This window comes from Paenibacillus sp. GM1FR (assembly GCF_002803315.1).
Lineage (GTDB): Bacteria > Bacillota > Bacilli > Paenibacillales > Paenibacillaceae > Paenibacillus > Paenibacillus amylolyticus.
The window spans coordinates 44,078-55,737 of record NZ_MKZL01000016.1; the positions used below are offsets into that span (position 1 = coordinate 44,078).

An 11,660-nucleotide genomic window follows, 5' to 3' on the forward strand; every position below is an offset into this window, starting at 1 on the left:
TTATATAGAATATTTGCGATAATCACAGCCTACTGGTAGAAAATTAAGGATTAACAGGGATGTCCAATGAGAAGGGAGACTTTACTTTCATCGGATAGGTGGAGATGTTCATTTTCGCTTCCCCTTTTAATTTGGCTCCATTTTTGATAGTAGAAGAAACAATCGTATGACTGTCATCCGTTCCCTCTCCACTACTCCAACTGGAGCCAGGGACTTCATATGACTTCCCTGTACTGTCTGTAACTTTCCTGAAAGTTAGAACGAACCCACCGTCCATCCTGCCAGCAACGGAGAAGTCAATAATTAGATCTTTGCCTTCGACCTTGCTGCCTACCATCTTCAATCCAGGTGGTCCACCTGTAATCCGGTGTGACTTCAGATCAAGGGTAAGATCCAACTCATCTTTATCCAATCCGGAGAAGCCAGATCCCTGTAACGTCAGCTTTTTCGGTATGGAGAAGTACATGCTTTCGAAGTAAATGGAACGTTCATCCTCACCGGTTGAGGTATCTGTTCTCCACGCGCGGCCTTGCTCATCAACCAGTTGAAGATCGCTGAGGCCAAATACCTTCTTGGTATTTTTAGGATCAAAATTCACATCAAGCACAAGACGTGTTGGATACATAGTAGCCTGTTTCACATCAATACGCTGTCCATCCACTGTTAACGTCTGATTCACAGGAATGACCTTTTTCATGCCTTTGGTAAGATTCTTGTCTACCGGGAACGTTATTTTCCACTTTTCTGCACGCGTTGTATCTCTGGCCTTAAACACGACGCTCAGCTCTTCAGGAGGAGAGGTTCCATCCGTGAAGATCACGTCTATCATATTCTCATTCACATTCTCGTCTGGTGAAGGTGTTGGATAAGCGTGAGTAAACGCAACTGGAAGATCATTACCGTTCTCATCGAGCAGATCAATATCATAGTTGAATTTCTCGGGATCTTTCATGCCTTTCATCGTGTAAAAAATAACCATACGTGACTCGTCTGTGATAATGCCTTCAACGGTCAAGGAAGTACCATCATGCTCGTCGGTGACACCGACCTGCTGTAAGAGGGACTTATCGATGGCCATCATTAATCCTTTGTCCTGGCGAATCATACTCACAATGCCCTCCATTCCGGGCAATTGCTCCACGAAGGATGCAAAAGCGGGAGAGACACGGATACATCCGGTAAACAGCAGGATGAAGGCCGCTGCCGAGATGGAACTCATGTACCAGCGCAGCCGGGACTTTCGCTTACGGGCAGCCTGGCGGATTCCGGACTGCACAGCCTGATAGGCGGCGGAATCGGGCACAGGCATTGTTTCGTACTCCGTCTTTCGAGCATTCAGACGTTCTTCCAATGTGTCCAATGAGTTTTGTTCATCCGTCATGAGGATACATCTCCCTTCGTTTCAAGTTGATCACGGAGCTGTCCGAGTGCCCGATGTAATCGGGATTTTACGGTTCCGGTCGGGATTTCGAGAATATCGGCAACTTCAGTTAAGGAGAAACCTTCGAAATAACTCAGGATAATAATCTGTTTGCAATCCCGGTCAAGGGTGGATACGGCCGCAGCAAGATCGGGGTCCGCAGGACGATCCCAGCTGCTGGATTCATGAATCTCGGTGACGGGACTGAACCGACTTTTGCGTTTGCGTTCGTCCGCACAGTAGTTGAGCAGAATGCGGATGAGCCAAGTGCCGAAGTAGGATGGTTCTTTTAATTTTTTGAGCTTACGGAACGCCCTGAACGTTGATTCCTGAATCGCTTCGAGCGCATCACCTTCGTTATGCAGATAGGCATAGGCGATACGGTACAGTTGGCTCTGATGTAATTCCATTAAGGCTGCAAAAGCCTCGGCATCCCCTTTTTGTGCGGCGATGGTGAGCTGAGTAGGGGTCACATGGCTCCTCCTTTCATGGATATGTTGAGTATTAGACCGTGTAAAGCTTCAAACGGTTCTTGTTTTCTGAAAAAAGGTATGTAATCGGACAACAAATAACCGTCAGACCTTCTCTTTGTACTCCAAAAAGAGTCTTGACGGTTATTCGCGTATTACTCACGTTATCTAATCATTATTGCTGATGCGCTGTAACGGCTGCTCGCAGACATGAAGCTGTAGACGTGTTACCACGTTCAAGTGAAATCTCTAGTGCGGTCTGGCCTGCTGAGTTTAGCGCGTTTGGATCAGCTCCATGCTGAAGTAACATCTCGATAAGTTCGATCTGATCCGTATGAAATGCTGCCGAGTGCAACGCATATTGTCCATCGCTGTCCAGAATATTCGTGGATGCCCCATGTTCGAGTAAAAGTTGGATAACTTCTGGTGAACGTTCTCCAGCAAGTGCGGCATGCAGTGCAGTATTGGACGGAATAAAGGAAATCTTGGAATGAGAAAGGGTGTTAACATCGGCTCCATGCTCCAGAAGAAGACGAACTGCTCCTGCTTGTCCATAATGAGAGGCATATCCCAGCGGAGTTAACCCATCCTGATTTTCAGTATTGGTGAGTTCCGGGTGAGAAGCGAGCAATAAGTGCAGGTTGGCCACATCTCCAGACTGTGCAGCCTGAAATAGTTGATTAATCTGTTCTGCATGATTCATAAGGAATACCTCCATTTGATGAGATAATTTAATTATAGATGTTCCTCTTCAGAGGTTCTTCTTCATAATCACCTTTTTGCCCGCAGCTGGGAAGGAGAGCTATGGAAGCGTTTAGTGAATAATGAACTGAACGAACCGAGGCTTTCGAAGCCCACATCATAACAGATATTGGTGACAGACCTGTCCGAATCTAGCAAAAGCCGCTTCGCAGCCAATAGTCTACATTCAGTCAGATAACGATGGGGTGAAGTACCAAACAACTTTTTATAACTGCGTAGAAAATGATTCACGGATAGTTGTGCAGCCGTTGCAGTCTGTTCTAGCGTTAACGGCTGATCATAGTAGGCGGAGATATACTCATGCCCGATATACACTCTTCGGTACAACTCTTCTCTGGTTGAACGTCTGATCATATCCAGTTCGTTGATCTCTTGCTGAACGTTACGGTGTAGATCCAGCATGTGAACAGCAAGCTGATGAAGCTGTTCCGCTATTGCCCAGGAATCTAGCTTGTATTGACTGTACAAATTCCGCAAATGATTCAGGGCTGCACCAAGCCGATTATCCATCGCGTATGTACGTTCTACCCACTCCATCTTGCTTGAGGAAGAATAACTATACGGCTCATGAAGTAGCCGAAGATCACTGGTCATTAGATTCCGACCGATCTCTTCCACATAACCGGGAGGGAAGAAGATACAGAAGGATTCAACTGGAGTAGATGAATCAATGTGAAGACTATATTCCTGGCCCTCATTCAGAAGCAGATAGTTCTCATTATTGACTGCGAAGTGACCGCGTCCCGCTTCATAGAGCGTTTTTCCGTTACGGAATGTTTTCAGTGATAGCGAGCCGCTGCCTTTCCAATCGAATTGGGAACTCGATTCATGCAGAATGAAGGGTACAGGTCGAGCAAGAGGAATCTCCAACACTTGCAAGCACCTCCAAGCTTAATTCTGGTTATACAACTTCTTCACAGCTTCCAGCCCCGGTACCGCAAAGCAGGCGAGTGGAGAGGGCAGATCATTCAATGGGAACCAGCCGATCTCACCGATGGCTCCGCCTTCTTCCAGATTACGAGCATGACCGCCAATCACCTTGGTGGAATAGAGCACGGATATCCAATGTTCCTTCTGTTGTGGCTGGATCGTCTCCGCCGTGCAGAGCAGACTGTCAATGGCGATATCCAGATTCACTTCCTCCTTGATTTCACGGATGACGGCAGTTTCCAGTGATTCATAGGGATCGACTTTCCCGCCAGGAATACTCCAAGTGTGCTGTTCAGGCTGACGATTCCGCCAGGCGAGAAGCACTTCGCCCCGTTCATTCAGGATGACCGCACCTACGCCGATGCGAGGTGAAATTTCAGATTCACCTTTTGGAACAGAACTTAATTCCGACATTGACAGCGCAGCTTGTTCGTTCCCATTACGTTGTGAAAAACCACCCGCTACCATATCCCCAGATTCAGGAGTACGAGTAGACTGGAATGACAAGGGAAGCCCAGCCTGTGCGGACCATTCTTCAGCAAGAATACTCATTGAGATCAGGTCATAATGCATGCCATCCCGCAAAACTGCTGAACGCTGGCGACCCTCTTCCCGGAATCCGGCTTTTAGGTACGCACGTCTCGCGGCTTCATTGTATTCAATGACTTCCAGTGCAATCCGGTTCAGGTTCAATTCGTGGAAGCCATATCGAAGAATCAGAGCCAGAGCGTCGCTTCCGTAACCTTTACCTCGATCATTTTCTTCGCCGATACCAATGGCCAGACGAGCCGACCGATTGTTCCATTCAATTCGGTAGAGGGCTGTGAATCCAATGAATCGGTTACCCTCCAGTGTACGTAATGCAAATTCAAATCCGTTGTCTCGGCGGACAGACGAAGAACCCGTTTCATCCGGCGTTAACGGGATCGCGATATCGGTATCCATGTTGCGCAAATATTCATAATCATCTGTGAAGCGGGAGAGACGCATGCAATCTTCCGGGCATGGGGCCGCTAATCTGACTTTGGAACCTTGAAAACCATTTAAATGACGTGGAGACATGTTGCACCTCTTTTGTTCGATATGAAATCAATCGTTTCTCCCCATTATACTACGAACAGGAGAGGATACCGAAAAATGGCACCAAACGAGCTACACTCAGGGAAAAAGATCATAAAAAAAAGCAGCCATTTCGGGCTGCTTGTACATTCATTATTTCAGATCATTCAATAAATTCTTCATTTTTTTGTAATGTCCACTGACCCGATCAACCATGTAGTTATACATGAGCTGATTCTCCGAAAGATTCGCCATTTCCTTGTCAATGTCAACGTTATTGTTGTTATTGTTCATGGCTGTTTCGTTGTTCTCGACAATTCGGTACTGTACGATTGAAGAATTGGGATCACTGATAGGAAAGTGTTTGTCATGAGTCCGCTTCATGGCGAGCTGATCTGTTTTGCCATTTTCAACGATACGTCTCAACTCTTCCTGAAACTCTACCGTTTTCTTTTTGTAGTTGGGCGTGTCTGCATTGGCTATGTTGTTGGTAATGGCATTGTGCTGTGCAGTAAGCGCTTGTAACAGTGATTCGTTACGTCTTGTCGTATTCGTTTCGATCACGGGCTCAGTCTCCTTCACTGTAGATTGTACAGTTACTTCTATAATAAGAAATTAAGTTGCACACTGTCAACATAACAAAGAAAAAGACAAGCACATGCCGGAGGTCCCCCGATAAGAAGAACCCTGCCTTCATGAAATCTTGTCTTAGATTTTGCCCTCATGGATCAGCGTTGAACAACCTCTTTAAGAGGGACGATTAATATTTTTGCCGTAATAGATCTCGTCCATCTCCAGCTTCAGCCACTCCGTGATCTCCTGTTGTTCCTTTTTGCTGAGCTTATCCTTGGTGTACCCAAACAGATAATTATCGAGATCAAATTCCCTCAGTTTACATTTGGTGTGAAAAATATTCTCCTGATAGACGTTCACGTCAATCATGTCAAAGCTGCTCTTGATCTCATCCGGAATATAATTCTGAATCGAGCCGATCTCATGGTCAATGAACAGCTTGCGTCCGCTCGTATCCCGCGTAAAACCACGCACCCTGTAATCCATCGTCATAATGTCCGTATCAAAGGAGTGGATCAGATAATTCAGTGCCTTAAGCGGTGAGATCTCACCACAGGTGGAGACATCAATGTCCGCACGGAAGGTACTGATACCTTCACTAGGATGAAATTCAGGGTAGGTGTGCACAGTGATATGGCTTTTATCCAGCTGCATGACAACGTTATCGGGCAGAGGGCCGGGAGATTCATCGAGTGATTCTTCAGGGATCTCCACGATTGGGCCTTCTGAGACAAGCATCGTAACACTCGCACCTTGAGGCACGTAATCCTGCTGGGCAACATTAAGAACATGAGCCCCAATGATGTCAGAGACGTTGTTCAGAATTTTACTCAACCGGGCGGCATTATACTGTTCATCAATATATTCAATGTAAGCTTCGCGTTCGTCTTTGGTTTTGGTATAACAAATATCGTACATATTAAAGCTGAGCGACTTGGTCAGGTTGTTAAATCCATGCAGTTGAATGCGCTGCTCTGGCGTAATTGTCATGGTTGCAGTTCCCCTTATCCCATACGACATATCATCGCAGTTATAATACTACTTATACCCAACCTGCCTCGAAAAAAAACATATGTACGTCATTCAAAATACGATTCCCCTCTAATGAAAGCTATGCATGAATGGACTTCAGATGATCTACATTTTTTTCAGAATGAAGAATCGTCGAAGTCCGCAATATCGTTCATGCGCTCATCCTCAGCTACAGATTGAATATCCTCTGAAGTGACACTGATGATTGTATAGTCCTCGTTCTGCTGTTTCTTCACGGCTTTTTCCTTCACAAAACGGGGACTGCCTTCACCGGCATCTTCGTCATAGACGAGCAGAAGACCGTCGCTTTTACGCAGCAACAGGTCATCCCGTGCAGTGAACTGCCACGGCCCGATATAAGGTTGATTGCTAATCGCACCGTAATAGTCCACACCCGAGAGGATGGAACGGTAATACTCCTGCTTGTCTTCTTTCCATTGCTCCTCCGGGTTCTGAAAGGCAGTGATGATCGACAGTTTCAGATGTGGGTACGTCTTCTTCAGATCAATGACCACTTCGCAGGCCCACAGGTCCACACCGTATTGTCCAGGCGTCAGCACCCATTCCAAACCATCCTCGACAAGGGGAGTGAGGCGGGAGGAGATGGCTTTTTTGATAAAAGGAATACCTTCATGCTTCTGTCCAAAAATCTGCAATTCATGTGCCCGGTAACCGGTGATTAACAGGTTTTTCAGTGTCCGTTCCTCCTTTCAGGCATGATCAAGGTGCAGTTATTTCGCAGGTGGAGTTTCTGCACGGAACGGATACAGGAATGGCTTCGGAATATCCGTTTCGAATGACATTAACTCATCCGTTGTGGGATGGATAAACGAGAGTATACGTGCATGAAGTCCGAGACGACCAAGGTCTCTTGTGCGTGCGCCGTATTTTCTGTCACCAGCAATCGGATGTCCGAGATCTTCCATATGCACACGAATCTGATTTTTACGACCTGTCTCCAGACGCACTTCCAGCAAGGAGAACTCACGATTCGACTTCAGACGTTTGTAATGTGTGATGGCGTGTTGTCCATCATTCGGACGAGAGCTGGAGTACATTTTCAGCGTTTTGGTTTCCTTCAACCAGGAAGAGATGGTACCTTCTTCTTTGGCTACCGAACCTTCAACAAGGGCAACGTATACGCGGTCCTGCACATTTTCCTTCCAGTTGTTTTGCAGCTTCTGCTGCACCTCTTCACTTTTGGCAAACATCATCACACCCGACGTATCCCGATCCAGACGATGGACAACAAAGATCCGGTTGAGCGGATTGGTGCGGCGCACATGCTCTGTCAGTTGGCGATAAGCCGTCAGGTCATCTGTCTTGTCAGCGGCAATGGACAATAGTCCGGCTTCCTTGCGGATCACAATGATATCATCGTCTTCATGCAAAATGTTAATACCCGTCAAGGATGGAGCAGCAACTGCACCTTCTTTTCGGATGTAGACAATCTGACCTGGCGTCAGCGCTTCATTAAACTTCGTTACGACCTTCTGATCGACGGATACCTGTCCACGACCCAGAATGGACTTCACTGCGTTCCGTCCTGATTTCAAATGTTGCAACAGGAAGTTCAACAGTTCATCCGGTTCAGTTACTTTGTACTGGCGTGGTGGTTCCTGCTTGCGATAGTAGGAATTGCCTGGTCGTTTGGATGCGCTGGCATTTTTGGGTTTGTTGCCTCCAGCTTTCTTGGGTGCACCCGATGATTTCGCGGTTATTGGCTTCTTATTCTCCTCAGTATTGCGTGATGCGGAAGTACCTGATGTTTTGGCAGATGAGAAGTTGGACTTGCCGGACCGTGCTGAAGATGAACCTGCATAAGATTTCCCCTTGGCCGAGGCCGATGTCTTGCTGGTTGGACGTTTGCGTTTATTCATGAATAGTAATCTCCTTCTGAACAGCCTGTACCGCTTGTGTGCATACGATCCGTTCATTTTCGTTATGCAGTTCAATATACCATTAACAGTCGACAAATAAAAATAGGTTCATACAATCTGCTATACATCCAATCATAAGAGTAGTGAGATTCATAGGATAGGGTATCCCATAGCATTGGAGGTGTTACTCATGGGCGTGTTTCTCGATATGAGAACTTCGATGAACTCGGCAACCGTAGGACAGCCCGGTTTGTCACTGTCAGATTCCCCCACAGCTTTTGGCACCATTGGTCTACAGACGCAGGGTGTGGTGAATCCCATTATTACGTTGAACGGGACAGTAGGTGTTACGGGGGAACTGGGAGATACCTTTGTTGTGGAGCTTGTGCGAGGTTTTTTATATGATCCTTTCTATATCATCTACCGTGCTGAAGGTACGATTGGACAGAACGGAGGTGCCGAATTCCATTCGTTCACTGCTCAGGATCTGTCTGCACCACCAGCATTGGAAAGTGTGTATACTTCGTTCATCTCGGGGGTGTCCACAGCAGTAAGAACCGGGCCGGAGATGTTATACGGTATTGCAGCCACCGGTTAGTAGTGAAAGGCGAAATATAACAGGCAGAGTGCTTCGTCATCACTTCTGTTGACGGCAGAGTTCGCTTCATACCCCAGAAACGCAAGACAATGCAGCGATAGGTTTCGACTAGCGCTCAGCAAGAAACCCCGGCTCAAGAAGTCGGGGGTTTTTGCCGTACAAGCATCTGCACGTTTCAATACAAATCACGAAACTAAAGTTTGAAACTGTCAGGATCAGTTGGCACGGCCTTTCAGAATGATGTTGTTGGCTTTGCCAAAGTCAATGGCCACTTTGCCTGCAAGTGCAGCTGTTCGCTCCGCAAGGATAACCGCGTTGACGCCACAGGAGAAGAGAGCGACATCGAAGGTATGTTGATTATTCTGAATCCAGTGCAGCGTTTCATCCATTTGATCATAGCTGTCGAAGGGCAGGGCAGTCACAATGTTCAGATTATACGGATCACGTTCGAGCATGACACGCAGTGCCTCAATCTCACGAGTAACGAGTAACACACGCTTGCCTGCAAGCATCTGCCAGAAACGCGGGTTCTGCGCCAGTTCCCGATTAACACAGGCATGACAAGTCATCGGAGGAGAGATGCCAAAGTGTGCAAATACCATGTCGGTCAGGGGTCTTTTGAGATAATCGGGAGCATTAATGGTGCTGTCACCACGAGGAAGAATGCCCACGATATCGGCACGTTGCAAGGAAGCGGCGACTTCATCCCGTAGTTTCGGGTTGGGAAGACGAAGTCCCTTTTGCCCTAGGTTGGCTTTCTTGGCCCAACGCTCCTGAAGGACCTGTTCCGTGGGCCATACGGTTTCTTGAGACATGACGATATTCTCGCCATCACCGACTCTTACAAGAGACAGCGGTCGGTGTTCCCGAAGTGCCGCTTCGAGCTGATCAAGCACACCTTCCATTTCAAGATAGATCGAATTCATTTGATGGGTTGCCTCCTTTGAAAATTGAACTGTTCTATTCTATGTTGTGACTACCGTAACGATATGTACGTTCGACCCAAAGGGCGCCATCCTTGGTTGAATATCAATCTATTTATATGAAAGTTAGTACATCTGTCGGTACCGCTTCTATCAACGTTTCATACCATATAGAGTGCTGGATTCACAAGCGAGATGTCGCTTGTAAGCGATCAGATAGATCGAAGATGATTTTCATAGGAAGACGGCATCAAAACTATGAAAACAGTCTGTATCCGACAAACGGAACTTGTAGCGTTCATGAGGAGGCATGTTATGTCGAGGAAAGTTGTGATTGAGATTAACTTCAACAATTATGGGATGGACCCGCAGCGATTAACGCGGGAATGGCTGGAGCGTCGGATGAGCATCTTCCGCACGTTCACATTGCATTGCCTGAAGGCGCAGACGAATCAGGATTTTCTCACAGTGGTGAAGTTGTCCAAGGAATCCGGGGAATTAATGCAGGAGATTCTGGCGGGTCAGGAGCCGCTTCCTTCCAATATTCGTTTTGGAACCAATATGGAGAGTGTGCGTGCCATTTTGGCGTTTGCCAATGGTTCGGAGCAACTCTATATTGCCCGTCTGGATTCGGATGATTTATACCATAAAACCTTTGTTCAACAGCTCTACGATATTCAACCACAGCAGCAGACGATGGCATTGATTAACCAGAACGGATATCTGTGGGACAGTGTGAATAACGAGATGGCCCCAGCGTTTCACCGTTCTCCACAGTTCTATGTCTACTTATATAAGACAGCCGAATACGCAGCAGGATACCGGGTCAAGCTTCCGGGCAGAGGTACACATGGCAATGTCATTGAACTGCCGCACGAGCTGCTTGCTCCGCGCAATTATGTCAACATCGTACATTCGAGCAATACTTCAACCAAAAAGGTACCACCCAAAGACCGGTTAAGCCGGGATGAGATGGCACAGGTACTACGCGAATTCATGATCTGATCAGGGAGGGATTCATCCATGATTCAAGGACAAACGATTCTGATCACTGGAGGAACGGGCTCCTGGGGTCAAAAGCTGACTGAGGTACTGCTGAAGCAGGACCCGGCTGAGATTCGCCTTCTGTCACGTAATGAATACGCCCAGATTGCGATGCAGCGAGAGTTCAACCATGATCCACGTCTGCGATTCATCATTGGGGATATCCGCGATTATCGGGCAGTGGAAGATGCATGCAGAGGTGTGGATGTGCTCTTCCATCTGGCTGCGCTGAAGCACGTTCCGGTCTGTGAGGACCAGCCTGATGAAGCGTTCAAGACCAATGTAATCGGGACGCAGAATATTATTCGGGCTGCGATACGTATGCAGGTTGCCAAAGTCATCGATGTGTCCACCGATAAGGCGGTAGATCCGATTAACGTATATGGCATGACCAAGGCTTTGGGTGAAAAAATGATGATCCGTGCCAACTGGCTAAGTGAAGGTACCCGGTTTGTCTGCATCCGCGGGGGCAATGTGCTTGGAACCAGTGGCAGTGTTGTGCCTTTGTTCCGGCGTCAGATCAATGAAGGCAAAAGCCCGACCATTACGGATATAGGCATGACCCGTTTTTTCCTGACGCGTACCGAAGCTATACATTTACTTCTTAAGGCGGCTGAGGCGGCCGTGGGCGGAGAGACTTTTGTGATGAAAATGAAAGCTTGCAAGATGACGGAACTTGCATCCGTCATGTTGGAACAGGCAGGTCGTCCATCCTTCGATTATAAGGTGACGGGAATACGTCCAGGCGAGAAATTACATGAAGTGCTGATCTCGCCCTTTGAAGCGCCGCGTACGTACCAATACGATGCACAGTATTATGTCATCCTTCCGGAGCACAAGGACAAGAGCCTGACGGATCAGTACAGCAGTCTGCCACGTGTGAACTTCTCCGAGTATCGCTCGGACAGTGCCATGATGAACAAACCAGTGATTGCCCGGTTTTTGCGTGCAGGAGGCTATATCGATTAG

At 47.3% G+C, this 11,660-nt stretch carries 13 protein-coding genes and 1 pseudogene; 3 read left to right on the forward strand and 11 right to left on the reverse strand.

Annotated features, from left to right (window positions below; genetic code table 11):
• Positions 1-43: 43 nt before the first annotated feature.
• The 10 genes and pseudogenes from PAEAM_RS13810 to PAEAM_RS13855 all read right to left on the reverse strand — a co-directional run bounded on the left by PAEAM_RS13810 (position 44) and on the right by PAEAM_RS13855 (position 8,126).
• Positions 44-1,381: a DUF4179 domain-containing protein gene (locus PAEAM_RS13810; protein ID WP_100527931.1), complete on the reverse strand. Its 1,338-nt coding sequence runs from the start codon at positions 1,379-1,381 to the stop codon at positions 44-46.
• Complete coding sequence (locus PAEAM_RS13815) at positions 1,378-1,893, reverse strand: sigma-70 family RNA polymerase sigma factor (protein WP_076327227.1); 516 nt, start codon at positions 1,891-1,893, stop codon at positions 1,378-1,380. The genes PAEAM_RS13810 and PAEAM_RS13815 overlap by 4 nt, the downstream gene beginning before the upstream one ends.
• Before the next feature lie 172 nt (positions 1,894-2,065).
• Positions 2,066-2,593, reverse strand: a complete 528-nt coding sequence (locus PAEAM_RS13820; protein WP_100527932.1) for an ankyrin repeat domain-containing protein — start codon at positions 2,591-2,593, stop codon at positions 2,066-2,068.
• A gap of 68 nt (positions 2,594-2,661) precedes the next feature.
• Entirely contained in the window at positions 2,662-3,525 is an 864-nt protein-coding gene (locus tag PAEAM_RS13825; protein ID WP_100527933.1) for a helix-turn-helix transcriptional regulator, read from the reverse strand.
• 18 nt (positions 3,526-3,543) lie between these two features.
• A complete protein-coding gene (locus PAEAM_RS13830; protein WP_036611088.1) occupies positions 3,544-3,996 on the reverse strand; it encodes an NUDIX domain-containing protein in 453 nt (150 codons plus the stop codon).
• A 159-nt stretch (positions 3,997-4,155) separates the two neighbouring features.
• A pseudogene (locus PAEAM_RS13835) lies at positions 4,156-4,644 on the reverse strand (GNAT family N-acetyltransferase); the annotation flags it as partial.
• 150 nt (positions 4,645-4,794) lie between these two features.
• On the reverse strand, positions 4,795-5,205 hold the full coding sequence (flgB, locus tag PAEAM_RS13840) for a flagellar basal body rod protein FlgB (protein ID WP_036610664.1): 411 nt from the start codon (positions 5,203-5,205) through the stop codon (positions 4,795-4,797).
• Positions 5,206-5,388: 183 nt separating this feature from the next.
• Positions 5,389-6,204 (reverse strand): adenosylmethionine decarboxylase, encoded by an 816-nt coding sequence (speD, locus tag PAEAM_RS13845; protein ID WP_036610662.1) that lies wholly within the window; start codon positions 6,202-6,204, stop codon positions 5,389-5,391.
• 158 nt (positions 6,205-6,362) lie between these two features.
• Complete coding sequence (locus tag PAEAM_RS13850) at positions 6,363-6,941, reverse strand: SLOG family protein (RefSeq protein ID WP_026081201.1); 579 nt, start codon at positions 6,939-6,941, stop codon at positions 6,363-6,365.
• 36 nt (positions 6,942-6,977) lie between these two features.
• Positions 6,978-8,126 carry an RluA family pseudouridine synthase gene (locus tag PAEAM_RS13855; RefSeq protein ID WP_100527934.1) on the reverse strand — a complete coding sequence of 383 codons (1,149 nt, stop codon included), beginning with the start codon at positions 8,124-8,126 and terminating at the stop codon, positions 6,978-6,980.
• 190 nt (positions 8,127-8,316) lie between these two features.
• Between PAEAM_RS13855 and PAEAM_RS13860 the strand changes: the two genes are divergently transcribed.
• The gene (locus tag PAEAM_RS13860) at positions 8,317-8,724 is read left to right on the forward strand and encodes a hypothetical protein (RefSeq protein ID WP_076327225.1); all 408 of its coding nucleotides are present in this window, start codon (positions 8,317-8,319) and stop codon (positions 8,722-8,724) included.
• A gap of 215 nt (positions 8,725-8,939) precedes the next feature.
• Here the strand turns inward: PAEAM_RS13860 and PAEAM_RS13865 are convergent, their stop codons facing one another.
• Positions 8,940-9,650: a GT-D fold domain-containing glycosyltransferase gene (locus tag PAEAM_RS13865; protein WP_100527935.1), complete on the reverse strand. Its 711-nt coding sequence runs from the start codon at positions 9,648-9,650 to the stop codon at positions 8,940-8,942.
• A gap of 312 nt (positions 9,651-9,962) precedes the next feature.
• On the opposite strand from PAEAM_RS13865, the gene PAEAM_RS13870 reads away from it, so the two are divergent.
• On the forward strand, positions 9,963-10,652 hold the full coding sequence (locus tag PAEAM_RS13870) for a glycosyltransferase (RefSeq protein WP_076327223.1): 690 nt from the start codon (positions 9,963-9,965) through the stop codon (positions 10,650-10,652).
• A gap of 18 nt (positions 10,653-10,670) precedes the next feature.
• A complete protein-coding gene (locus tag PAEAM_RS13875; RefSeq protein WP_100527936.1) occupies positions 10,671-11,660 on the forward strand; it encodes an SDR family NAD(P)-dependent oxidoreductase in 990 nt (329 codons plus the stop codon).

Excerpts from the sequence above, each read along its gene's own strand:
- PAEAM_RS13810 (WP_100527931.1), bottom strand. The coding sequence starts at position 1,381 with ATGACGGATGAACAAAACTCATTGGACACATTGGAAGAACGTCTGAAT.
- PAEAM_RS13820 (WP_100527932.1), bottom strand. The coding sequence starts at position 2,593 with ATGAATCATGCAGAACAGATTAATCAACTATTTCAGGCTGCACAGTCT.
- PAEAM_RS13830 (WP_036611088.1), bottom strand. The coding sequence starts at position 3,996 with ATGTCGGAATTAAGTTCTGTTCCAAAAGGTGAATCTGAAATTTCACCT.
- speD (WP_036610662.1), bottom strand. The coding sequence starts at position 6,204 with ATGACAATTACGCCAGAGCAGCGCATTCAACTGCATGGATTTAACAAC.
- PAEAM_RS13855 (WP_100527934.1), bottom strand. The coding sequence starts at position 8,126 with ATGAATAAACGCAAACGTCCAACCAGCAAGACATCGGCCTCGGCCAAG.
- PAEAM_RS13860 (WP_076327225.1), top strand. The coding sequence starts at position 8,317 with ATGGGCGTGTTTCTCGATATGAGAACTTCGATGAACTCGGCAACCGTA.
- PAEAM_RS13865 (WP_100527935.1), bottom strand. The coding sequence starts at position 9,650 with ATGAATTCGATCTATCTTGAAATGGAAGGTGTGCTTGATCAGCTCGAA.
- PAEAM_RS13870 (WP_076327223.1), top strand. The coding sequence starts at position 9,963 with ATGTCGAGGAAAGTTGTGATTGAGATTAACTTCAACAATTATGGGATG.
- PAEAM_RS13875 (WP_100527936.1), top strand. The coding sequence starts at position 10,671 with ATGATTCAAGGACAAACGATTCTGATCACTGGAGGAACGGGCTCCTGG.